Origin of the sequence: uncultured Tenacibaculum sp. (assembly GCF_947502995.1) — a bacterium.
Lineage (GTDB): Bacteria > Bacteroidota > Bacteroidia > Flavobacteriales > Flavobacteriaceae > Polaribacter.
This window is the reverse complement of the sequence record NZ_CANNBW010000003.1, coordinates 14,177-39,076: the sequence shown is the minus strand read 5'-3', so window position 1 is coordinate 39,076 and position 24,900 is coordinate 14,177. Positions and strand designations below refer to the sequence as shown.

The following is a 24,900-nucleotide window of genomic DNA, read 5'->3' as shown; positions in this document are numbered from 1 at the left end:
TCAGCAAAAAATGAGATTAAATTTAACTACACTATGTTTTAATTATATTTGCGGAAAAGAAAAAAAATGAAAAAGTTAAGTATAAAGTCTTGGGCTATAGATGATAGACCAAGAGAAAAATTGTTGCACCATGGAAAAACTATTGTAACTAATGCCGAGTTAATTGCGATTCTAATAGGTTCTGGAAATCGTACAGAAAGTGCTGTTGAATTATCGAAACGAATTTTATCTTCTGTAAATAATAATCTAAATGATTTAGCTAAACTCTCAATTCAAGAGTTAATGAGGTTTAATGGAATCGGAGAAGCAAAAGCTATAAGTATCATTACAGCCTTAGAATTAGGTAAACGGCGTCATTTTGAAGAAGGTAAAGATGTGTTTAAAATAAAATCCTCTAATCATGTTTTTAATTTAATGCAACCTATTGTAGGTGATTTACCACATGAAGAATTTTGGGTTATATATTTAAATAACTCGAATACAGTGTTAGATAAATGTCAAATTAGCAAAGGAGGATTGGTAAGTGCTTTAGTAGATATTCGATTGATTTATAAAAAAGCGTTAGAACTAGCAGCTGTAGGAATCATTTTAATTCATAATCATCCATCTGGAAAATTATCTCCGAGTACCTCAGATATCCAACTTACAGAGAAAATAAAAAAAGCTGGAGTTGCATTAGATATAAAAGTTCTCGATCATTTAATTATAACTGAAAAAGATTACTTTAGCTTTGCAGATGAAGGAATGCTGTAATCAGTAAATTATTATTAACTTATTAAAGAGTAAAGTTTACTGATTATCGATAATTGAAAATAGAAACTTGATACTAGTTTATACACATAAAGTTACTCCACGAGTACGCTATATATTTAAACATATTTTTACGCGTATTTTACAGATAGATATAGATTTTACTTCAAAAGTAGAAGATTTCGTGGCTTTTGCTGGACCAAAAATTTCATACACAAAAGTACCTTTGGGTAATGAATTTTTTATAAAAAGTACCAATCTTTTATTTGAACAAGGTGTTAGTGATGTTGAAATTGATATGTCTAAATGGGAAGATGTACCATGTTTCTTTTTTCAGGGGCAGAAATCAACAATACCATTCGATATTTTTTCGGCAAGTTTTTTCCTCATTACAAGATATGAAGAGTATTTGCCACATATTAAAGATAAATACGATCGATTTCCTGCTAATCAAAGTTTAGCTTTTCAGAATGGTTTTTTAGAAAAGCCAGTTATAGATATCTGGGCCTATAAACTTTTAACCAAGTTAAAAGAACGGTTTCCTGATTATGAATATAAAGAAAGACAATATCAATTTATTTCTACTATCGATGTTGATCATGCCTATGCTTACAAATACAAAAGTTCAATTCGTGCCATAGGGGGGGTTATAAAAGATGTTTATAAACTGAATTTTTTACACGCTATCGATCGCATTGCTGTTAGGTTCAATTTAAGAAAAGATCCTTATAATACTTTCGAGCAAATTATTTCACTAAAGAAAAAATACAATGTTAGAACAATTTTCTTTTTTCTAATAGGAGATTATTCTACATACGATACTAATATTTCTGCATCAAAAAATAAATTTCGTCTATTAATTAAAGACATGGTAGATTATGCGAGGGTTGGATTGCATCCTTCTTTTTATACCATGAACAATTTTGAAAAGTTAAAGACTGAAAAAGAACGTTTAGAAGGAATTACTAATATGCCAATTTTTAGGTCGAGACAACATTATTTACGATTTGCTTTACCAGATACTTTTCAAAAATTAATCGATTTAGAAATTCATGAAGATTATTCTATGGGATATGCAAGTCATGTCGGATTTCGTGCAAGTACATGTACTCCTTTTTATTTTTATGATTTAGATTTTGAAATCCAAACACCATTACGAGTATTTCCTTTTGCATTAATGGATACAACCTTAAATGATTATATGAAGCTTACACCTAAGCAATCTCTGGGGAAAATAAATGATTTAAATAAGCAAGTTAAAAAAGTGAATGGAACTTTTATTACATTATTTCATAATGAAAGTTTAAGTGGTTATATGCGTTGGAAAGGCTGGGGAAGAGTTTATGAATCGATGTTAAAAATTATCGCTAATTCATGATCAAATTGATATCTAGAAAAAATCTAGAAGTAGATAAGTATAATGAGTGTATTGAGAATTCGATACAGTCAAATGTTTTTGGGTTTTCATGGTATTTAGATCAGGTTGCTGAAAAATGGAGTGTTTTAGTATTAAATGATTATGAAGCTGTAATGCCAATTCCTTGGCGAAGAAAATTATTTATTAAGTATGTTTATCAACCTTTTTGGACTATTCAATTAGGAATTTTTTCTAAAGAAATTGAAGATGAAAATGAATTTTTAATTGAGTTATTTTCTGAATTTAAATATGTGAGTATTCGTATGAATATGCAAAACTCATTAAATATGTTTCAAGATTATGGACTTCAAAAAGAATTGCAAGTAATTCCTTTTACAAAAGAGTATTCTAAAATTGTTAAGGACTATAATAGAAATAGGAAAAGAGAATTAAAGAAAGCTAAGCAAGCAGATTTAATTGAAAAATGGGATGATTCACCAAAAGTATTAATAGAGCTTTTCCAATCGAATGTAGGAAAGAGAGTTCAGAAAATTAAAGATCAAGATTATTTGAAACTTTATAAATTAATGAATGTTTGTATTCAAAATAAAGTAGGAGAATTACTAACGATTTACGACAAAAACAATCAATTAATTTCAGGTGCTTTTTTCTTAAAGCATAAAGGAAGAGTAACAGAGTTGGTTTGTTCTTCAGATTTTAAGAATAGAAATAATGGTGCAAATACTTTTATGAATGATAGAGCAATATTTAAATATGAACGTAATTTTGATCTGTTCGATTTTGGTGGTTCATCAATGAAAAATATCGCAAAATATTATCATAGTTTTGGCGCAAAAGATGAGCATTACTACCAATTACATTACAATAAGTTGCCTTTTTTATTACGCTTGTTTAAGAAATAGAATTCTTTCTTCTGTAGTATAATAAGAAGAATATTAAAGAAGCAACTCCTGTAAACCATTGTAAACTAGCTGAAGTTATTGCAGCGCCTTTAATTCCGTATTCGGGAATTAGTTTTTGGTTACTTACATAGTTAATAATTAAAGCTGTTAAAGTGATGTAGAAATTAATGTGTACTAGTCCTAAAGAAGAAAGTAGATTGCCAAAAAGACCTCTTAAGATTAAGATTCCGCAGACTCCTAGATTTAGGATAAAAAAACTTTCTTTATAATCAATGAAAGATGCATCTAATATGTTTAAGAAAAAATCATCAAAAGCATAAAAAAAAGAAACATAAATTATGCTAATAGCTAAGAATAGTTTACAGTAGTTTACACAATAGTTTTTTATAAAATTAGTATCGTTGATTTTTTCTGTGAGCGTTACAAAATCAGTTGTAATAAATGCTCTTGGTAAGAATAAAATACTGAATGGTAATAATGAGATGTATCTGTAAACTGTAACTTTTTCAGGTTCTTGCAAAATGTTTCCTATTAAAAGAATATCGATAGCAAAGAGTAATATAGTGGCTACATTTGAAAGTCCGCCAAATACACCATATTTCCAAAAATTGATATCAATAATATTTAATTTAGGACGTGTTAATAATTGTAAAACTCCTTTAAATTCTTTGAAATAAAACGCAACACAAATTGTGGGAGATAATAATAATGCTATGATATATCCAATTTCTTGAAATGTAAAACTTAAAATAGCAACAAGAGTTACCATGATAAGAGAATAGGAAATATCTATAAAAGCGTGTTTTTTATTTTTGTGGAATAATCGAGTTTTTATTTTTAAGATTTCAAACAAGAAAAAAGGAACAAATATTAATGAGAAAATAGCTAAATATCTTCCTGAATTATCTATTGAAAAATGAAAGCTAAATCCAAAAAGAGCAACAAAAAAACTCATGATTAAGGATATTAAAACACCTCTTTTTAAAACATAAAATAGCAATTGCTCTTTATCTTTTTTCGATTTTAATAAGGCTCCGTATCGAATGTAACTTTGGTGTAATCCTAAACCAACTAACGGAAGTATAAATGTTATAATATTCCAAGCATAAAGAACTTCTCCTAAAGCTTTTTTAGAAATTAATTGTAAAGCGATCCAAGAGGTAACAAAAGATAATCCTCTAGCAATTATTGTTGCGCTTAAAACAAAACCTCCTGATCGGTTAAAAAAATCTTTTATATAGTTTATAAGTCTTTTCAAGATATACAGGTTTTGTAAAGTTCAGAGAAGCGTTTGCCAATTGTTTCGTAGCTAAAGTTTTGTTTTGTGTAGTTGTGCAAAACAGTACTGTTAATTTTTCCTTTGTTATGATAAATGTCAACTAATGCTTTAACAAGTTGATCTTCATTTTTCGAATCAATTAAAATACCATAATCTTTCGGGAAAAATTCAGAAACACCTCCAACATTGGTGCTAATTACAGGTGTTCCACAAGCAAAACTTTCTAAGATAACACAAGGTTGATTTTCGTAATTGCTAAAAAGCACAAAAACATCAGCCTGTTGCATTTGTCTTTTAACTTCTTCATGTGATATATGATCTATGAATTTAATTTGATCGGTAATTTTTAATTTATCTGAAATGAATTGATGTTGTTTAGAGTTTTCTCCAACTAAAATAAGTTCAAATGGAATGTTCTGTTGTTCGAAATTTTTAATAGCTCGAATAATTCCTGAAACATTTTTATGAGGGTCTACCATATTAGAAATATGGAGTACAGTGTATTTATTGTTAGATTTTACATTAGGTTGAAAAATATTGGTATTTACTACATTTGGAACGATAGTGTAATTCCCTTTCAATCCTAATTCTTCCATAGATGATTGGAGATCTTTAGAAACCGGACAAATATATTGAGCTTGTTTAGCAATTAACTTAGAAAGCTTTAATGTCGTATGAGAAATTTTTTCAGATAAAGGTTTATGATAACCTGTCCAATGTTCAGAAATTATAAAATTCTTCTTTTTAAACCATTTCAAATACAGAGCTAATATTCCAAAGGGAAATAATTCATTTAAATGCACACTATCAAAATGATCAATCTTTTGTAGGAGTAATTTAAAAGCTCTATAAAAACGAAATGCCTTTGATATTTTATTTTTTGAAGGTTTTATATATGCTATATGAACATTTTTATCACGAACAATTTCTATATTCTTATTACAATTAGGATCTGTTATTATATGTATTACAGAAACATTGTGATACAATTGAACAGCTTCTGCATGTCGCTCAATAAAATCACCATTATTGGGTAATACCCGAGACGGATACCAGCCACAAAGAAAAAGAATATGTTGTTTTTTAGACTCCAAAATATGGGCTCTAAAATACTAATAAAGGCGTTGTTTACACAACGCCTTTAAAAGAGTTTTTCAATTTGCAATTTTCCCACTATTTAATTTTCATTACTTCTTCTAAAAAAGAAGGTAAACCATTGGAACCAATAGGATCACTCTCCCAATGACTAAGTACGCAACTCATATAATTCCCCCTCACTTTACATGCTACATAGTAAACAATTAAAGTTTCGTTTTTAGATGGGGTAAAGAAGAAAGGTCTTCCTCCAATGAAATTATATTTCACTTTTATAGCCTTAGTTGGCGTACCTTCAAATTCTACATTCACTTCCTCTTCCGAAATAATTTTTACTTTTTTATATTTCGTTGTTGTCAGTTGAAAGTCAATAGCTTTTTTAGCATTTTCTAAATCTTTATGAGTAGACCAATTCATTTGTCCTCTACCAGGACATTGAATGCTATTAATATCTTTCCATCCACAGTTTCCTCCAAGCTTTATCTGTCTTCCAGAAAAATCGGCAATCCCTAATTCAGGTCTAGCAAATCTGTCTTGCGGAATTTTATTTTCCAAGGCTAGAGGTATGAATTCTTGTTCTAGTTTAGTGTCTCTTAAATGAGCGCTAAAAAATATGACCGAAATTTGTTTCTTTTTATTTTCTACAAAATAGATTGAGTTTTTAAGAATCAGTTTTTCATTAAATTTTTGTTCAGAAGTAATTAAAACATGATTGTATTTAATAATAGTATCTGTTTTTCTAATTTCCTTTTTCCTAATTCTGTATTTCTTGTACACTTTTTTTAAGCCTTTCTGATTAAACGAATACGGAAAATCTTGTCGTGTAATTCTAATACCGTCAATATTGTAAAACACAAGGTCTCTATTTTCAATAGCTTGTAATCTGTCAAAAGATATTCTGTTCTGACTGTAAACTCCATGTAATATGAAGTAAATGATTATATATAGTCTTAGTTTCATATTATGTTGAATTGAATAATGAGTTTTTAAGAGTGTTTTTTATTAAAAGTTCCAATTGATAAAAGGCATTTTTCTCTTTTTACTTTTATTCCATAATCCGATTTGTAAGCCTTTTAAATCACTACATTCATTAACTATTCCTATTTGAATTCCTCTACATTTAGAACTTTTGTTTCTCAATACTCCGATTCCAAGACCGTTTATTTTATAATGATTATTAACTAATCCAATAGATAATCCGTTAGTAAAGGAACCGAAATTACCCGAAAAATTCACTTCAAGGCCATTAACTTTTGTTCTTTCAGAATTAAATAAACTCAAGTCGATTCCATTAACAATATTGAATTGTGTAATATCATTTGGTGTGCTATCATAATCTTCATCGCTTATTTCATAAGCATGTATAGTCATTAGAAAAGGCATGAACATTGTGAATGGATCTACACCTAATCTAATTCCATTTACATCGCAATCTGTATCAGCAGAATCAAACATAGTTTCAGAATATTTAATACCTATTCCGTTTATTAAATAAGTATCCGAAGGAATAAAACCTATGTTAGCAGAATCATTTTCTAAAGAAAATAAGTTGATGTTTTGTGCATAAACATGTGCTTTAAAAAATGAAATGAAAAAAATGATAAAACATAAGTTTTTCAGAACTGAAAATTTTGAAGAATTCTTCATAATAAAAAGATTTAAAAAGTTTCTTCAAAAGTATTTTTAGCTTGTGTTTTCTTAGTCCAATATTAAGGTTTATGCTAGAAATAGGACAAGTTTGATGATTTTTGGATACGCTATTTTAGGTGTTTTGATCTCTGAAATTTGAAGGAGTAATACCAGTATGTTTTTTAAAAGCGTTGTAAAAAGTAGACTTAGAATTAAAACCAGATTCCAGAGCAATAGAAGTGATTGTGTAATTATTATATTCAGGATCTATTAATAGTTTTTTTGAAAAATCTACTCTGTAAGTATTGATTAAATAATTGAAGTTTTGCGAAGTTTCTTCATTAATAACTTTCGATAATTGACTACTACTTATTTGTAATTCGTTAGCTAAGGTTTCTAAACTAAGAAGATTGTCTAAAAAACGTCTATTATCTTTTATATAGGTAGTAATTTTTAAAAATTTCTTAGATAAATTTTCTTTATCATCTTTAGGTTTTGCTACAATTTTCTCTCGAATAGATTTTCTTTCATTTACTTGTTTTAATACGAAAACCAATTCATATCCTAACCAGTAAATAAGAACAGTGGTCATTATTCTTAAAGGGTAATAGAAAACAATAAAATTATCAAAGTTTAAATAAAACTTTACAGCCAAAGCAATAATCCATAAAATGTAACTAATGCCAGCTAAATAAATAAAAGTATTCAGCCATTTTAAATTATCAAAGCTTAATATCTCTTTAAATAAGTGAGACTTATTTTTTAAAATATTATAACAAAAAAAAAATAAAGTAAGAGAAATTAATAAGCTTATAGCTTCTTCTACAGCAGTGTATTTTTCGTAGAATAATAAATAATTACCATCATTACTAATGTCGTTTACAAAAGATAAATTCACTACTTGTAAAATAATACTGATAAAGAAAATAGGAATTACAACTTTTAGAACATTAAAAAAGTCTCCCTTAATATTCAAATAATGAATTAAAAAAGTGTAAAAAAGAGGAGCAATTAAAAAATGCCAAGGAATTTGAATGTATTTTAAAACAAAGAAATCTTTAATTAATAACCACGATTGTAAGTTGTTTAAAGCAATAACTAAAATCATGAAATTTATAAATAGTATTCCTCGGTTTTTAACTTTCTTCTTGAATAAGAAAAAGTTAAAAGCAAACCCGTGAATAGCACTAATAATCAAGAATAAATTAAAAAACTCCGATAATTGCAATTTGACTTTGTTTTTAGGTGTACCAAGATATATTTTTTTAACAATTAAATTAAATCTTAGCTAAATTATATCCTTACTTTTGATTTATGACAGGAATTAAACATATCTTTTTTGATCTAGACCACACATTATGGGACTTTGATAAGAATTCAGCATTAACATTTCAGCAAATTTTTAAAGAACAAGAGATAACACTTGATTTTGATAAGTTTTTAGAGGTTTATATTCCGTTAAATCTTAAATATTGGAGATTATTTAGAGAAGATCAAATCTCTAAAGAAGAACTAAGATATAGAAGATTAAAAGATGTTTTTAATGTCTTAGATTATGAAACTACAGATGAGTTAATTCATCAAATTTCAGAAGATTATATTGAATATCTTTCAGATTATAATTTTTTAATTGAAGGAACTTTAGATATATTAGAATATTTAAAACCAAAATACCAGCTTCATATTATAACGAATGGTTTTAAAGAAGTTCAACATAAAAAATTAACAAAATCTGGAATTAGGGATTTTTTCGACTTAGTTGTTACATCTGAAAGCGTAGGTGTAAAAAAGCCAAATCCGAAAATATTTGATTTTGCATTACAGGAGGTAAACACAGAACCAGAAAAATGTGTAATGATAGGTGATAGCTTAGAAGCTGATGTAATAGGAGCAATGAACCAAAAAATACCAGCTGTTTTTTACAATCCAAATAATGAAAAAAGCGCTTCAAATGTTAAAAGTGTTTCTGCTTTGTTAGAAATCAAACAATTTCTTTAAAAGTTAAACGTTTCAAAAATAAATATTAATAGAATGAGATTATTTTTTAAAGCTATACTATGTAGTGTTTTGTTGATGATGAGTTCTTGTGTTGAAGATGTAAACTTCAGTCAAGCAGAAGATTTAGAAATAACTCCTGCTATTTTAGCGTCATTAGTAAATACTGTAATTACTCAAAATGAATTAGTTATTGCTGGATCAGAAATTAGTGCGCCTATAGAGCAAACTTCTCTTTTTACTGTTTTTAATAATCAGCAAGCAAACGATAATTTAGAACGTTTAGTTTTACAATTTGCTATCAATAATCAATTTAATAGAGGATTTAGAATTGAGTTTTTCTTTTTAGATGATGCAGGTAATTCAACGTATAATCCGATTACTTTAAATGTAGCTCCAAATCAATCAGATTTTACACAAGAAGAAGAAATCATTTTAGCAAATAATCCTACTTTTACAAATACAAGGAGAGTTCGAGTGAGAGTAGAACTTTTACCAAGTACAGATGGTTCTATGATAGATGTTAATGTGCCGGCTTCTTTAGATTTTAGATCAGCTGTAACTTCATACTTTAGAGTAAATTAAACTATGAATAAAATTCTTTTATTTTTCTTATTAGCTTGTACAAGCTTCGTTTTTAGTCAAAACAAACAAGTTTTGTACGGTTTCGATAAAATACCTCAAGGATTACTTTTAAATCCAGGAGCAGAAACAGATTACAAATATCACGTAGGAGTTCCTGTATTATCTGGAATCTCAATGAGTGTAAATACATCAGGTTTTACGGTTGCTGATTTATTTAGAGATGATAATATCGATTTTACGACCAAATTTAATAATGTAGTTAGTAATTTAGGAAGTAACGATTATGCTTACATTAATTCTCAGATAGAAGTAATTAATGCAGGTTATCAATTAAATAAAAAAGATTATATCAGTGTAGGATATTACACGGAGGTAGATGCTTTTTTAAAAATTCCTAAAGAATTTATTGAATTAATTAAAGACGGTAATGCACCATTTGTAAATAGAAGTTTCTTGTTTTCAGATTTAGCTATGAAAGCAGACGTTTTAGGAGTGATTCATGCTGGAATTACTAGAAAATTTAACGACAAATTTATTGCTGGAGCTAGATTGAAGATTTATTCTGGAGCCTTAAATGTTACTTCTACTGGAAATAGAGGAAGTTTTACTACGCGATTAGGAAGAACTACATTATACGAACATTCATTAAATAACGTGAATGTAAATGGATATACATCTGGTTTATATAATGAAAATGAAGAGTTTGATTTACAATCAAGTGATATTACAGGAAATATTTTCTTAGGAAGTAACCTAGGTTTAGGTTTCGATTTAGGTTTTACTTATGTGGTAGATGATCAAACTGAATTATCGGCTAGTTTACTAGATGTAGGTTTTATAAGTTACTCCAATAAAGTTAGAAATGGAACTGTAGCTGGAAATTATATATTTAGTGGAATAGATTTTAGGTTCGATAATACTAATCCAGATTATTGGCAAGAGCTTAATGATGAAATTAATGATAGAATTCCTAGAAGTGAAAACACAGAGTCTTATTCTGTGATGAGACCTTTAAAATTAAATTTAGCAGGAAAGTATAGTTTCGGTAAATCTAGAAGAGAAGAAAGTTGTTCAGATATGTCTTTTAACGATTATTATAACAATACAGTCGGAGGTCAACTTTTTTCTGTGTTAACTCCAATAGGTCCTAGATTTGCATTAACAGGATTTTATGAAAGAAAATTTTCTAAAAGGTTCAACACAAAAATAACATATACAGTAGATGATTTTTCAAATTCAAATATTGGGTTAGGGATTTCAGCTAATGTATGGAAACTTAATATTTATACAGCTGTTGATAATGTATTTCAACTTACAGATGTAGCCGCAGCTAATAGTGCATCTTTTCAGTTTGGAATTAATTTTGTTTCTAAATAAAAAAGATCAAGAACTGCTTTAAAAGCTTTTTACTATATTGTCGTTTTTGATATAAAATTTTAATAATGAAAAAACTACTATTTCTTTTACTTTTAACCACAAGTGTTTTTGCACAGAATAGCGTAAACAATTACAAGTATGTTTTAGTACCTAAACAATTTGACGGTTTTAAAAAAGCAGATCAGTATCAAACAAGTTCATTAATTAAATTTTTATTTGAGAAAAATAACTTTGTAGTTTTTTTAGATGATGAATCTTTACCTGCAGATTTAGCGACAGACAGATGTAAAGCATTAACAGCTAATTTGATTAATGATTCAGGTATTTTTAGAACCAAAGTTCAAATTGAATTGAAAGATTGTTTTAATAAAACGATATTCACTACAGAAGTTGGAAAAAATAAATTGAAAGAGTATAAGAGAGCTTATCACAAAGCGATTAGAGATGCTTTTAAATCAATTCAACAGTTAAATTATAAATATTATATTCCTGTAGCAAATGAAAAACCTATTGCCGCTAATAATAGTATTACTTCTACAAAAGTAGCTGTAAATAAGGTAGAGAATACAGTTAAACAGGCTGAAGTTAAAGTTGAAGAAAAAGTTAATGAAGCAGTCTCAGGAATTCTTTATGCGCAACCTAAAGGTTACGGATTTCAATTGATTAATGATGTTCCAGAAGTTGTTTTTAAACTATTAAAAACAAAAAATCCAAATATATTTATTATCAAGGATAAAAATGGAACATTTACAAAGAAACAAGGTAATGTTTGGTCTGCTGAATTTTATGAAAATGATAAATTAGTTACTAAACTTTATAGTGTAAAGTTTTAGTAATTGTATTTCTCTTTCCAGCGTTTCTTTAATGTTTCTCGGAAACTATTTTCTCTAGCATTATTTCCAGGTTCGTAAAGTTTTGTGTTAGAAATTTCTTCGGGAAGATATTCTTGATTTACAAAGTTGTTCTCATAATTATGTGAGTACAAATAATCTTTACCGTAATCTAAATCTTTCATCAATTTAGTTGGAGCATTTCTCAAGTGTAAAGGAATAGATAAATCGCCAGTTTTTCTGACTAAATCTTGAGCTTTACCAATGGCCATGTAAGAAGCATTACTTTTTGGAGAGTTAGCTAAATAAACAGCGCATTGACTCAATATTATTCTAGACTCTGGATATCCAATTACAGATACAGCCTGAAAAGTATTATTAGCTAAAATTAAAGCAGTAGGATTAGCGTTACCAATATCTTCTGAGGCAGAAATTAATAATCTTCTGGCAATAAATTTAACGTCCTCACCGCCTTCAATCATTCTAGCTAACCAATACACAGCTCCATTAGGATCACTTCCTCTAATTGATTTAATAAAGGCAGAAATAATATCGTAATGTTGTTCCCCTGTCTTATCATATCGAACAGTATTTTTCTGTACTTTTTCTAAAACAAGTTTATTGGTAACTTCTATTTCATTTTCAGAAGCTACTATTAGTTCAAATACATTTAAAAGTTTTCTAGCATCACCTCCAGAAATTTGTAACAAAGCATCTGTTTCTTTTAATGTTATTTTTTTAGAAGATAAAATCTCATCCTTTTCAATCGCTCTATTTAAAAGTGCAATTAAATCATCTTTATCAAAAGAATTTAAAATGTATACTTGACAACGAGACAAAAGTGCAGGAATAACTTCAAAACTTGGATTTTCAGTAGTTGCACCAACTAATGTTACCCATCCTTTTTCTACAGCACCAAGTAAAGAGTCTTGTTGTGATTTGCTAAATCGGTGAATTTCATCAATAAATAAAATTGGATTTTTTTGAGTGAATAATCCTCCACTTTTTTTGGCTTTCTCAATTACTTCTCTAACATCTTTTACACCAGAGCTTATTGCACTTAGTGTATAAAATGGCCTATCTGACTCTTTGGCAATAATATTAGCTAAGGTTGTTTTTCCTATTCCAGGAGGTCCCCAAAAAATTAATGAAGGAATAATTCCATGTTTAATATGATTGGTTAAAATACCATTTTTACCAACTAAGTGTTGTTGACTAATATAATCGTCTAAAGATTTGGGTCTAATTCTTTCTGCCAAAGGTGCACTCATAAAGTAAAAATAGGAAACATTTATGACAGATTAACAAGAAATATAAAATGGTTTTCTTTTTGATAACTTTATAAAATATGGAACAAGAGGAACAATTTCAGTTTAAGAATAATATAATAGTGATTCCTTTATTATTTGTTTTCGCTATATGGTTCGTTTATTGGGTAGAAATTAAATTTGGTTTTAATTTTAATAAACTTGGAGTTTTACCAAGAACTCTCAAAGGTTTTAAAGGTGTTTTTCTGTCTCATTTTATACATAGCGATACAAAACATTTATTTAATAATTCAGTACCTCTAACAGTGCTTTTAATGGCGTTGTTTTATTTTTATAAAGAGGTAGGAGACAAGTTGCTAATTATTGGTGGTTTACTAACAGGTTTGCTTACATGGATTATAGGTAGAGAAGCTTATCATTTTGGAGCAAGTGGTCTTGTTTATTTATTATTCAGTTTTATTTTTTTTAGTGGGATTATTAGAAAACATTTTCGTTTGGTTGCTATGTCTTTAATTGTAATTTTTCTTTATGGAAGTATGATTTGGTATTTATTTCCTATAGAAAAAGGAATTTCTTGGGAAGGGCATTTGTCAGGTTTTTTAGTTGGGCTAATTTTTGCTATTTACTATAGAAAAGTGGGTATAGTTAAAGAGAAATTTGTGTTTTCTAAAACGGAGTTTGATGAAATGTTTGATGAAGAAGGGAATTATGTACCTCCTGTTTTAGAAGAAGAACAAAACTTTGAAGAAATAAACTACAGATATATTTATTTACCTAATGTTAAAGAGGAGGAAGAATAAAAAAAGGAGCTTTAAAGCTCCTTTTTTTATGATTTTATTCTTTGTCTTATAGTTTCATATAAGAAAGCTCCACAAGCTACAGATACATTTAATGATCCTATTTCTCCTAATAAAGGTAATTTTGCTTTGTAATCAGCCATTTTCAAAACTGAATTACTAACTCCTTTATGTTCAGATCCCATTATGATTGCAGTAGGTTGATTTAAGTCAACATCATAAATTGAATCTTCTGTTTTTTCAGTAGCAGCTACTAATTTAATATCTGCTGCTTGAAATTGAAAAATAGCATCTTTTATATGATCTACTTTACAAATTGGAACTTTAAACGCAGCACCGGCAGAGGTTTTTATTGTTTCTGCATTTACTGGAGCACTACCGCTTTTCTGAATAATTATTCCGTCTACACCTGTACATTCAGCAGTTCTAATAATTGCACCAAAATTTCTTACATCAGATAACTGATCTAAAAGAATAAATAAAGGTGTTTTATCAGAGTTTAAAGTTTCTTCAATTAAAGTATCTAATTCATAAAAAGTGATAGGAGATATTTTTGCTACAGCTCCTTGATGATTATTATGTTTAGATAATCTGTTAAGTTTTTCAACAGGTACTACACTGGTAGATATTTTATTTTTTTTAATTAGCTTCTCTAATTCAAAGTAAAGATCTCCTCTTAAACCTTTCTGTAGGTATACTTTATCTATAGTAGAATCACTCTCAATAGCTTCTATAATTGCTCTAATTCCAAAAATTGTTGTAGTCTGTTCCATAGTGCAAAGGTATATAAGTATAATAAAAAAACCATCTCTAAAAGAGATGGTTTTATTATTAAATATATAATTATATTTTATTGCTTTGTTAATTTAAATTCATAATCACCGAAGTTACCTAATGAACCATCAGTTGATATTGAAAAAGCACTTTCATTATATGCTGTATTAGCAATAGTCAAATTCGCAAAACCAGCAATATTTAAAGGTGAGCTACTATATGAAACTACAGCGTTACAAGTGTCAAAAGTGATTACTGTTCCGTTTGGTATATATGAGTTAAAACCAGCAGAATTTGTAACTACTAATTTGATTCCGTCAGTGTCTGTAGGATCTAAAGCCAATTCGATTTGGTAAGACTCGCCAAAAGCACCTGCTAGAGTTAAACCAGCATTAGTACCACCTTCACTGAATACTTCTTCAACAGTATAAGTACCAACCCAATCATTAATTGCAATTGGACAATCATCATCAATTAAAGTAAGGTTTTGAGTTACATTGTTTACACCACCGGCTAAACCTACAGGAACAGAACTGTCAGTAGTTAAAGTAACAGCAATATTTAAGTTACCATCCGTTGCAGCATTGTTTACTGGCTCTATAATGATCTTACCTGAAAATTGTCCTGAAGGTATTTCAACAGTTCCACCAGTAACATCTATATATCTTGAAGGGTCATCAGAAGTAAGAGTATATCTAACTGTAACACCATCTGTATTTGATGTACCACCATATAAAACGTCAATTTCAACATTGGCAGCTCCTTCTGATACACTACCAGTTTCAGATGCTACTTGAATAAAACCTGTTGCAGGTATTTCAGTAATAACATTTTCTGTTGGGTCACATCCTGCTAATAGTAATAGACAGAATATAAATATATATGAATTTATTTTTTTAATCATAATTTAAAATTTTAATTACTAATTAGTAACCAGGGTTTTGAGTTAAATTAGAATTAGCATTAATTTCTGAAGCAGGAATAGGTAATACTAATCTTGGATCTGAGCTAGCTAAAGTACAAGCGTTATCTAAGTTTCCGCAATCTGCAGCATCTCTTGTAAATCCATTTCCTTGTCTTCTTATATCTAATAATCTGTGTCCTTCAAAGCACAATTCGATCCTTCTTTCACCAAAAATAAAAGATAAAGCATCGTTTAAGTTTACATAAGTTGGTTGAGCAGTTGCAGAACCAAAACGAGCATCTCTCAATGCTTTAACAGTCATTTGAGAAGCAGTGTAATTTCCAGCTCTAGCTTCAGCTTCAGCTTTTATTAAGTGCATTTCAGAAACTCTAAATACTTTTATGTTAGCTAAAAATTCTTGTGCAGTACCAGGATACTTGTTGATTAAGTGTAAGTTAGCTCCTGGGTCACTATCCGCTACGTTTAAGTTTGTAGAGTATCTAATGTCAGTTGGATCTAATTGATCGAATAAAGAGTTAGACATTTCAATAAATGGCCCACCTCCAGCAAAGTGCCAGATAAATCCAGGTCCAGCATCACCAGGTACTCTTGCTGCAGAGAATATAACCTCAGTATCATCTTGATCTAAGAACATAGCTCTATATTGAGCTTGATCTGCTAATGGATATTTAGCGATTAATTGATTTGCTAAACTTAATGCAGTAGTGTATTCACCAGTGAATAATGCTATTCTAGCTCTTAAAGCAGTAATAAAATCAGCAGTAATAAAACGATTATTAGTTTGCGAATTATCTAATAGACCTGCAGCTCTAGTAAGATCAGCATCTATAGCAGTAAGTACTTCAGAAACTGTATTTCTCGCTAAATTCTCAGTAGAAACTACAAAATCTACAGCAGGAACAGAAACTCCATTTGGATCTAAATAGTCTGGTGTATAATATTGGAATAATTCAAAATGACCAAAAGCTCTTAAAGCATATGCTTGTCCTAAGATATGATTAGCGGCTGTTTCTTGTCCCGCTGCATCAACTCCAGGAAATGCTTGAATTACTCTAGACGCATAGTTAATCATTCTATATCTAGTAATCCAGATAGTTTGAGCAATTCCTGTATTAGGGTTCATAACGAAGGTATGTAAAGGTAATTGCTGACCTCCATTGTCAATACCAACTTTAGTATTATCCGTGAAAATAGAGTTTAATGTAATAGTGCTATTATTATACTGAGCATAAGTTGCATTAAGTCCATTTTGTAAATCTTCTACACTCTGAAAAGCAGTTTCAGGAAGTAGAGAGTCGTTAGGTAAAATTTCTAACTGTTCATCACATGAAATAAATAATGTTGATGAAGCTAGGGCTAGTCCTAAAAATATTTTTTTGATTGCTTTCATTTTTTTAAAGTTTTAAATCAACACCTAATGTTATAATACGTGAGTTAGGGAAAGAGAAGAAGTCGTTAGATGCAAAAGGATCAAATTCAGGATCAAATCCTCTCCAAGCAGACCATGTTAATAAGTTTTCTCCTTGTAAATATAACTTCACTGAGCTAAATGGACTCTTTTTTACTAAAGAATTAGTTAACTCATATCCAATTGCTATATTCTTTAATCTGATATAAGAAGCATCTTCTAAATATCTATCTGAAAGTAAGTTTCTAGTTGAACCAGAGTTTAAAGATGGGATACCAGTGATATCACCAGGTTGTTGCCAAGCATCTAATAAATTAGTAGTTGCGTTGATAATACCAATTAAACCTGGATCTTCAGCAACGCCTAATGTTCCATTATATCTGTAAACGTCTGCAGCAAATGTAAACTGAGCGTCTAAAGAAAATCCTTTGTGATAGAAAGAAGTACTAAATCCACCTTGATAAGTTGGAATAGTTGATTTATCAGTAAATACTCTGTTTGCAGGATCGTATTGTTCAGTAATGTTTCCATCTCTGTCTAAGTAAAGAGGTCTACCATTTGCTGGATTAACACCTGCCCATCTTACAGCATAGAATTCGTTAAATTTATGACCAACTGCTTCAGGTGCTCTTTGACTTGGGTCTAAAATGATATCTCCGTTAGCATCTGCTTCTACACCTTCTAATCTTGTGATTTCATTCTTGTTAAGAGATCCGTTAACGTTAACAGTCCAAGAAGTATTCTCATTAGAAATTATTTTATAGTTTAAAACTGCTTCTAAACCTCTGTTTTCCATGTCTCCAATGTTTCCAGGAACTTGAGTGAATCCAGTTAAGTTAGTTACTAAGTTAGTACCAAATAAGTCAGTAGTCTTGTTGATATAAGCATCAAAAGATCCAGTAAGTCTGTTGTTTAATAATCTGAAATCAACTCCTACGTTAGCTTTAGCAGTTTCTTCCCATTTGATGTTAGGGTTACCTAATTGACTTGGGAATAAACCAACACTACCATTATATCCACCACCAGTATTAAACTGATCGAAAGGTACATCTAAACCACCGTAGTAACCACCTAATAATCTGTCGTTACCAGTAATACCGTAACTACCTCTTAATTTGATGTCATTTACAATATCAGAAGGCTCAAATAAAGATTTTGTTAAATTAGCAAAACCTCCAACAGCCCAGAATAAACCAAATCTGTTGTCACCAACAAAACGAGAAGAACCATCACGACGCAAAGTAACATCGAATCCAGCAATTTTGTCATAGTCATAAGTAGCTTTTCCTACTAAAGAGAACTGAGATACTTTGTTTTTAAATGAACCTAATCCTGGGATATAGAAATAATCATCTACTCCATCATTGTTAGGGTCTTCAGTTGTAGTACCAGCAACAAAACCAGCACCAACACCTTCTAAACCTGGAACTAAACCAGTTTGAGCATAGCTGAATCCACTAATTTGAGAATATAAAAATTCAGTAATACCTATAACAGAGTAGTTATGCTTTTCGTCAATAGTGTCTTCATAACTTAATCTAAAATCTGAAATAGTTCTTGTATCTCTGTTGTAGTTTTGACTTTGAGACCCTTGGAATTGAGCATTTTCGTCATTTGCATTTCTACCTCTAATACTATTTGTTGGTTGTAATTGGAAGTTTTCACTTTCAATCATATCCACACCAAATCCAATATGACCTCTTAACTTATCTGTGAAATTATAATCAGCAGTTAAAGATCCTGTTATCCTTAATTCTGTTGTTCTGTTAGTATCGAATCTAGCAACATTTTGAGCAATGTAAGGAGTGTTTAAGAATCCGTCATCATCATCTGGATCTGTGTTTCCTTCAACATTTAATGAACCATCAGCATTGTAAGCTGGTAAGTATGGCTTAGCTACGAATGGCACGATAAAAGGGTTACTTAAAGATCCACTTCCTGTTCCTGTTCCAACACCACCTGCAAAATCAGATCTACTGAATCCAATACCAATAGTTGAGTTAAATGTAAATTTATCAGCTTTATAAGTAGTGTTATTTCTAACAGTCATTCTTTGTAAACCTGAACGTAAAGTAATTCCTTCTTGATCAAAATATCCTAAAGAAGTGTATGAATTAATGTTTTCAGAACCTGAAGAGAAAGAAAGGTCATGAGATGTGAAATTTCCAACTCTTAATAAGATGTCTTGCCATCTAGTGTTAGTTTGTGATGCAGTAGCTATTTGAGCATCAGTTAAAGGAATTGGAGCAGCACCAGCAGTTCTTACAGGTAAACCTGTTACAGAAGCGATGTAATCATCATAAGCACCACTACCTACACCTACACCTGCTAATCTTTCAATTTCTAAAATTTGTCTAGAATTAGCTAATGTAAAGTTAGGATCTTGCTTGAAAGTAAATCCACTTCTTCCTGAGTAACGAATTTGTAATTTTTGTCCTGCTTTACCTTTTTTAGTTGTAACTAAGATAACACCACCTGTTGCTCTGTTACCATAAATTGCAGTTGCAGATGCATCCTTTAATACAGTTACAGAAGCAATATCATTTTGGTTGATAGATCTAAAGTTGTCTTCATCAACAGGAACACCATCAATAACGAATAATGGCTCTGAGTTACCAGATAAAGAGTTAATACCTCTTAATAAGATAACACTGTTTCCACCTGGTTGTCCATTACCAGTAGCAATGTTTAAACCTGGTGATTGAGATTGTAAAGCTTGTACTAAAGAAGCAGTAGGTCTTCCTTCTACATCTTCTGCACTTAATACAGTAACCGAAGAAGAAACCGTTTCTCTACTTTCAGTACCATAACCTGTAACTACAACCTCTTCAAGAACATTATCTCCTTCCATAGTGAAACTGATATTGTTTGAAGCACCAACTACTTTTTCTACAGTTTTCATACCAACGAAGCTAAAAACTAAAACATCTCCAGTTTTTGCTTTAATTGAGTATTTTCCGTCAAAGTCAGTTTCAGTACCTGAAGTGGTACCTTTTTTTAATACACTAACTCCAGGTAAAGGCCCGGTCTCATCCGAAACAGTTCCTGAAATTGTTCTGTCTTGCGCAAACGAAATTTGCACAACCAACGCCAAAAGGAGCGTTAAAATCCCATTAAACTTTGTTTTCATTGTATAATTGTTTGAATTAATCAATCGCTAAAATCTTAATTTTATCTTAAATAAACAATTTTTTAACATAAAAAAGAAAAAGCTAACCCGTAAAGGTTAGCTTCTCTATATATATGATAAATCGGTAAAAAGTTACATTTACTGATTTATTGGTGTTGCATCAAATAAACCTGGTAATGGATTAGGTGTATTTGGATTGTTATCAACTTCAACTTGTGGATATAAGAATCTCTGAGGGATTTGAGTTCCTGTTTTAGCAGGTACTCCTAAGATATTATCAGTTCTTCTGATATCATGGAAAGGTTGTAACTGACCAATTAAAGTAATGTACTTTTCTTCGATTATTTCTCTTAATAAAGTGTTTCCTGAAGAAGTTGAGTGAGGGAAACTCCCTCCATATTGTGCTGCTAAAGCATCACGTACCTCATTAAAAGCAGTTACATCGCCAGTGTCTCCAGTTCTGTTTGCTGCTTCAGCCTCAATTAATTTTACTTCTTCATAAGAAATTAAAGGGAAAGATTGTGTTTGTCCAAAAACTCCTGTAGAAGTAGTGTTTGGATCAGTACCTGTGAAGTAATAAGCATGCCTTTGAGCTTCACCAGGAGTGCTAATTAATCTATTTACAGAAGTGTTTCCTAAATCAATTAATTGCTCTAAGTAAGATCCAGTAGCTCCTAAGTAACCTTCTCTTTCATCAACCATGAATTGATAGTATAGGTTTCTGTTTTCAGGAGATGTACCATGTAAAGTAACTAAGCTTCCAGTTGGAGAATCAATACCTCTTCTAGCACTAGTTAAAGCATTAGGGTAATCTTTAGCTAATAAATAATATCTAGCTTTTAAAGAATGAGCTATTTGCGCCCAAGTAGCTGTACTAGACATTCTGTTTCCTGCGTATAAAGATGCAGGTACAGAACCTACGTTAGATATAGCTTCGTCTAGTAAGTTTTGAACAGCAGTAAATACAGATGCTTGAGAATCGTACTCAGGAGCAAAGTTGTTGTCTGCATCACTTGCTTGATTAAAAGGCACATCTCCAAAAAGAGCAGCTAATTCACCAAAAAGAACTGCTTCAGTAATTTGAGCAACCCCTGCAAGTTGAGTATTTCCATCTTCTAAAGCTAATCTTTTAGTTAATTTAGCTTGAGTAATACCTTCTACGTATGCGTCATCCCATAAATCATCAAATTCACCAGCTGTAATAGAGTAAGCTTCAACTGTTAAGTATTGACGATCTTCACCAGAGAATTGATTCATAAAGATACCAGCGTATCTAGCTCCGTTACTTTCTGCTAATTGCATCCAACCTAATTGAGCTTGTCCAATGATAAGTTCAGGGGCAGCAGAGCTAAAGTTGTTAGGGTCAGTATTTAAGCCTTCAGTATAGTCTTTACATGAAGCCAAAATAACTAATGATAATATAAAATATTTTATGTTCTTCATTTTTTGAGTTTTTAGAATGATAATCTTAGAGTTGTGATGAAAGATCTAGTACCTGGGTTACTAAAGTATTCTAAACCACGTCCTTTAGATGCACCAGTTAAATTGTTGTCTGGATCGAATCCTTCGATATCAGTCCATAGGAATAAGTTTCTTCCTGTAACACCAATTTGTAAGCTTTCAATTCCAAGTTTATCTGTAACATTTTTGTTGAAATCGTAGAATAAAGAAACTTCTCTTAATCTAGTCCAAGAAGCATCTTCGATAAATGGTTCTGATACATCACCGAATCCACCACCGTTAGTTGTCCACCATCTTTGATCAACTGCTACTGGTCCACCACCAAAGTCTACTTCATATCCTCTGAAAGTAGTTCCAGCTGTGATAAGTTCACCACTTGCATTTAATAAGTCTTGAGAAGCAACAGTTTCATTTGCAGTGTCAGGGTGTATACCGAAGAAGTTTAATACTCCACGTGTACCATTCCAAACATCATTTCCTTGAGATGTTTCTAATTGAGCAGATAAAGTGATTCCTTTGTAAGAAACAGTAGTTCCTAAACCACCTCTCCAATCTGGGTTTGGATCTCCAATGAATTCATTTGTAGCTGCTGCAGTTGGGAATCCGTTAGCATTTAAAACGAAATTACCATTAGCATCTCTATCGTATACTCCACCTCTTAATACAGCAAAAGGTTGATCTTCTGCAACACCAGAAGAAGTAGATGTAAATCCATCTAAAGTAAAGTAACCAGCGCCAGCCATGTCTTCAACTAAACTTCTGTTTTGAGTAAAGTTAATGTTAGCGTTCCAAGTAAAGTTTTCATTTTTGATAATTTTACCAGATAAATCAATTTCAAAACCTTTGTTAGATATTCTAGCTGCATTTCTTAACTCTGTTGAGAAACCATTAGAAGGAGGTGTTGGTAATGAAAGTAAAACGTCTTCCGAAGTTCTATTATAATATGTAGCAGATAAACTTAATCTGTTATTGAAGAATCTAGTGTCAAAACCAACTTCAAATTCTTTAATACGCTCTTCTTTTAAATCTGGGTTACCACGTGTAGCTGATTGTGTTAATGGGTTTCCATATAAAGAGCCATCAAAACCATCTCCCCAAGTAGAAGTGATTCCTCCTGTAGTGATTACTGTTCTAGTAGAGTAAGGAACTGGTTCGATACCAACCTCACCATATGAAGCTCTTACCTTACCAAAAGATACAAATGAATCTTTTACATAGTCTGAGAAATTCCAACCTAAAGATGCACTAGGGTAAAAGATAAAGTCACCAGGAATTGTAGATACATATTCTCCTCTACCTGTTAATTCAACTAATAATTGATCCCAAAGATCGAAGTTTAATACTGCAAATCCACCTGATTTTCTAGTGTTTTGGATAAAATCAGAAGGGTTAGAGTTTTCAGATGTAGCATTACCAATGTTTAAGAAAACTTCATCAGGGTTAGTGAAGTTAGTTTCTTGAGCACTAAGTCTTTTGAATTTGTTTTCAAACATTTGGATACCAGTAGTGAAGTTGAATTTTACATCACTAGTTAGGTTGTAGTTACCAGATAAGAAGAAATTGTAATTCTGGTTACTTTCAGTAATTCTGTCTTCGCTAAATAAACCTTGACTACCATCTCCAGCAGATCCTGCAGGCCAAAAGTTAATTCTATTATCTTGGTAATAATCTAAACTATATCTACCTGTGAACGATAAATTATCGTTGATTTTATAAACGAACTCAGGAGCGATAATGAAACGATCTACTTCGTTTAAGTTTTTTTGTTGATTTAATGTCCAAAGTGGATTGTTGTATGTTGGTGCAGTATATTGGAATGTTCCAGTTGTAGCATCAAATGTTCTAGCAGATCCTAAGTATCTTCTGTATCCTCTATGAGAGTTTGGAGTTGGTATTCCTGATGCAGAAAAGTTTGTTCCTTTATAATCTCTAATATCAAAATCCGCAGGAGTTCTTAAATATCCTAAATAAAGTCCGTTTAAGTTAGATCCAGTTTGGATTCTGTTAGAGCTAATATCGATATAAGTAGTTGATAATTTTACTGTAAAGTTATCAGAGATATCAGTGTCATTATTTAACTTAATAGAAGTTCTTTTGTAGTCAGAAGCACCTCTATAAATTCCTTCTTGATCCCAGTTAGATAAACTTACGAAAGTTCTAGAGTTGTCACCAGCGTAACTAACACTTACATTGTTGTCATAAACAATACCGTTTGTGAAAACAGCATCTCTGTTTGCTTGATTAAAAGTCTCTCTAGAGTTCTTTTGAGTAATTGGGTAGTAAACAGTTCCGTCGTCTGCTACGAAGAATTCACCAGTAGTGTCTACTGTGTCAGCTCCTCCAGCTCTAGAAGAAATTTTAGCACCATAAGATAAAGCAGATGTTGGAGAGTCAGTACCTAAAGAACCTTGTCCGTACTGATCTTGCTTGTCCCATTCTCTGTTTACTTCATCTATAGAGATTGCAGATTTTACATTTACTTGCCATCTTTTACCTCCTTTAGATCCTCTTTTAGTTTTGATAACGATTACACCATTCGCAGCACCAGTACCGTAAATAGCTGCTGCAGATGCTCCTTTTAATACAGAGATAGATTCAATGTCTTCTGGGTTGATATCATTAAGACGAGACTGTTGTACAACTCCCGAAGTACCACCACCGATAGCACTGTTAGAGATAATAGCACCATCTAATACGATTAACGGGCTGTTGTCTCCTAAGATAGTGTTTTGTCCCCTGATCTGAATGTAAGCACCAGCACCTGGGTCTCCAGAGTTTCTTGTAATGTTAACTCCCGATGTTTTTCCAGATAAACCTTGTAGTACCCCAGCTTCACCTGATTTTTGTAATTGGTCTACCTTTACAATAGAAGTTGAACTTAAGTCGTTGTCTTTTTTCTTCTCAGTCCCAAGAGCTGTAAGTACAACTTCTTCAAGTAGGTTGTCACTGTCTAAAGTAACGTCTAGTTTGTTAGAACTTCCAACAGTTTTTTCAACTGATTTCATTCCAACGAAACTAAAAATAAGAACATCTCCAGTTTTTGCTTTGATAGAGTAATTACCGTCAAAATCTGTTTCAGTTCCTACTTTACTTCCTTTTTTTAACACACTAACTCCAGGTAATGGTTCAGATCCATCTGTAACAGTACCGGAAATAGTTCTGTCTTGTGCAAAGGAAACATGCACAAGCAACGCTAGAATAAGCGTCAAAATTCCATTAAATTTTGTTTTCATTATGTAATTATTTGAATTAATGTGTGCTAAAATCTTAAATTAAACTTAAAAAAACAACAAAAAGAGTTAATAAAATGTAAATAA

The 24,900-nt window shown here is 30.9% G+C and carries 20 protein-coding genes; 8 read left to right on the top strand and 12 right to left on the bottom strand.

All coding sequences use genetic code 11. The features are described 5' to 3' along the window. The first annotated feature begins 66 nt into the window (after nucleotides 1–66). The 3 genes from radC to Q1A46_RS02990 all read left to right on the top strand — a co-directional run bounded on the left by radC (nucleotide 67) and on the right by Q1A46_RS02990 (nucleotide 3,030). Nucleotides 67–753 carry a DNA repair protein RadC gene (gene radC, locus Q1A46_RS03000; protein ID WP_299673827.1) on the top strand — a complete coding sequence of 229 codons (687 nt, stop codon included), beginning with the start codon at nucleotides 67–69 and terminating at the stop codon, nucleotides 751–753. A gap of 67 nt (nucleotides 754–820) precedes the next feature. Continuing rightward, nucleotides 821–2,128, top strand: a complete 1,308-nt coding sequence (locus Q1A46_RS02995; protein WP_299673825.1) for a polysaccharide deacetylase family protein — start codon at nucleotides 821–823, stop codon at nucleotides 2,126–2,128. After that, nucleotides 2,125–3,030 (top strand): hypothetical protein, encoded by a 906-nt coding sequence (locus tag Q1A46_RS02990; RefSeq protein ID WP_299673823.1) that lies wholly within the window; start codon nucleotides 2,125–2,127, stop codon nucleotides 3,028–3,030. Before Q1A46_RS02995 ends, Q1A46_RS02990 begins: the two co-directional genes overlap by 4 nt. On the opposite strand, the gene Q1A46_RS02985 is transcribed toward Q1A46_RS02990, so the two are convergent. The 5 genes from Q1A46_RS02985 to Q1A46_RS02965 form a co-directional block, all read right to left on the bottom strand. Then, nucleotides 3,020–4,288 (bottom strand): hypothetical protein, encoded by a 1,269-nt coding sequence (locus Q1A46_RS02985; RefSeq protein ID WP_299673821.1) that lies wholly within the window; start codon nucleotides 4,286–4,288, stop codon nucleotides 3,020–3,022. The genes Q1A46_RS02990 and Q1A46_RS02985 overlap by 11 nt on opposite strands. Next, nucleotides 4,285–5,403 carry a glycosyltransferase gene (locus Q1A46_RS02980; RefSeq protein ID WP_299673819.1) on the bottom strand — a complete coding sequence of 373 codons (1,119 nt, stop codon included), beginning with the start codon at nucleotides 5,401–5,403 and terminating at the stop codon, nucleotides 4,285–4,287. Before Q1A46_RS02980 ends, Q1A46_RS02985 begins: the two co-directional genes overlap by 4 nt. 79 nt (nucleotides 5,404–5,482) lie before the next feature. Continuing rightward, complete coding sequence (locus tag Q1A46_RS02975) at nucleotides 5,483–6,364, bottom strand: hypothetical protein (RefSeq protein ID WP_299673817.1); 882 nt, start codon at nucleotides 6,362–6,364, stop codon at nucleotides 5,483–5,485. 42 nt (nucleotides 6,365–6,406) lie between these two features. Further along, complete coding sequence (locus Q1A46_RS02970) at nucleotides 6,407–7,051, bottom strand: LA_2272 family surface repeat-containing protein (RefSeq protein ID WP_299673815.1); 645 nt, start codon at nucleotides 7,049–7,051, stop codon at nucleotides 6,407–6,409. Nucleotides 7,052–7,166: 115 nt separating this feature from the next. Further along, nucleotides 7,167–8,141, bottom strand: a complete 975-nt coding sequence (locus tag Q1A46_RS02965; RefSeq protein ID WP_299673813.1) for an AraC family transcriptional regulator — start codon at nucleotides 8,139–8,141, stop codon at nucleotides 7,167–7,169. Nucleotides 8,142–8,347: 206 nt separating this feature from the next. Between Q1A46_RS02965 and Q1A46_RS02960 the strand changes: the two genes are divergently transcribed. From Q1A46_RS02960 to Q1A46_RS02945, 4 genes are all read left to right on the top strand, one after another. Beyond that, nucleotides 8,348–9,031 carry a YjjG family noncanonical pyrimidine nucleotidase gene (locus Q1A46_RS02960; protein ID WP_299673811.1) on the top strand — a complete coding sequence of 228 codons (684 nt, stop codon included), beginning with the start codon at nucleotides 8,348–8,350 and terminating at the stop codon, nucleotides 9,029–9,031. Nucleotides 9,032–9,064: 33 nt separating this feature from the next. Further along, entirely contained in the window at nucleotides 9,065–9,613 is a 549-nt protein-coding gene (locus Q1A46_RS02955; RefSeq protein WP_299673809.1) for a hypothetical protein, read from the top strand. Between the two features lie 3 nt (nucleotides 9,614–9,616). Then, nucleotides 9,617–10,990 (top strand): DUF5723 family protein, encoded by a 1,374-nt coding sequence (locus Q1A46_RS02950; protein WP_299673807.1) that lies wholly within the window; start codon nucleotides 9,617–9,619, stop codon nucleotides 10,988–10,990. Nucleotides 10,991–11,055: 65 nt separating this feature from the next. Beyond that, entirely contained in the window at nucleotides 11,056–11,823 is a 768-nt protein-coding gene (locus Q1A46_RS02945) for a hypothetical protein (RefSeq protein WP_299673805.1), read from the top strand. Here Q1A46_RS02945 and Q1A46_RS02940 read toward each other — a convergent pair. Further along, complete coding sequence (locus Q1A46_RS02940) at nucleotides 11,820–13,091, bottom strand: replication-associated recombination protein A (RefSeq protein ID WP_299673803.1); 1,272 nt, start codon at nucleotides 13,089–13,091, stop codon at nucleotides 11,820–11,822. The two genes, Q1A46_RS02945 and Q1A46_RS02940, sit on opposite strands and share 4 nt — an antisense overlap. A 77-nt stretch (nucleotides 13,092–13,168) precedes the next feature. Between Q1A46_RS02940 and Q1A46_RS02935 the strand changes: the two genes are divergently transcribed. Beyond that, nucleotides 13,169–13,888: a rhomboid family intramembrane serine protease gene (locus Q1A46_RS02935; protein ID WP_299673801.1), complete on the top strand. Its 720-nt coding sequence runs from the start codon at nucleotides 13,169–13,171 to the stop codon at nucleotides 13,886–13,888. 26 nt (nucleotides 13,889–13,914) lie between these two features. Here Q1A46_RS02935 and rlmB read toward each other — a convergent pair whose 3' ends face one another. From rlmB to Q1A46_RS02905, 6 genes are all read right to left on the bottom strand, one after another. Continuing rightward, complete coding sequence (rlmB, locus tag Q1A46_RS02930; protein ID WP_299673799.1) at nucleotides 13,915–14,658, bottom strand: 23S rRNA (guanosine(2251)-2'-O)-methyltransferase RlmB; 744 nt, start codon at nucleotides 14,656–14,658, stop codon at nucleotides 13,915–13,917. 77 nt (nucleotides 14,659–14,735) lie between these two features. Beyond that, nucleotides 14,736–15,563: a hypothetical protein gene (locus tag Q1A46_RS02925; protein WP_299673797.1), complete on the bottom strand. Its 828-nt coding sequence runs from the start codon at nucleotides 15,561–15,563 to the stop codon at nucleotides 14,736–14,738. 22 nt (nucleotides 15,564–15,585) lie between these two features. Beyond that, nucleotides 15,586–16,974 carry a RagB/SusD family nutrient uptake outer membrane protein gene (locus Q1A46_RS02920; RefSeq protein WP_299673795.1) on the bottom strand — a complete coding sequence of 463 codons (1,389 nt, stop codon included), beginning with the start codon at nucleotides 16,972–16,974 and terminating at the stop codon, nucleotides 15,586–15,588. Nucleotides 16,975–16,978: 4 nt separating this feature from the next. Beyond that, complete coding sequence (locus Q1A46_RS02915) at nucleotides 16,979–20,122, bottom strand: TonB-dependent receptor (RefSeq protein WP_299673793.1); 3,144 nt, start codon at nucleotides 20,120–20,122, stop codon at nucleotides 16,979–16,981. A gap of 138 nt (nucleotides 20,123–20,260) precedes the next feature. Then, entirely contained in the window at nucleotides 20,261–21,565 is a 1,305-nt protein-coding gene (locus tag Q1A46_RS02910) for a SusD/RagB family nutrient-binding outer membrane lipoprotein (protein WP_299673791.1), read from the bottom strand. Nucleotides 21,566–21,576: 11 nt separating this feature from the next. Beyond that, the gene (locus tag Q1A46_RS02905) at nucleotides 21,577–24,816 is read right to left on the bottom strand and encodes a SusC/RagA family TonB-linked outer membrane protein (RefSeq protein ID WP_299673789.1); all 3,240 of its coding nucleotides are present in this window, start codon (nucleotides 24,814–24,816) and stop codon (nucleotides 21,577–21,579) included. Nucleotides 24,817–24,900: the final 84 nt, after the last annotated feature.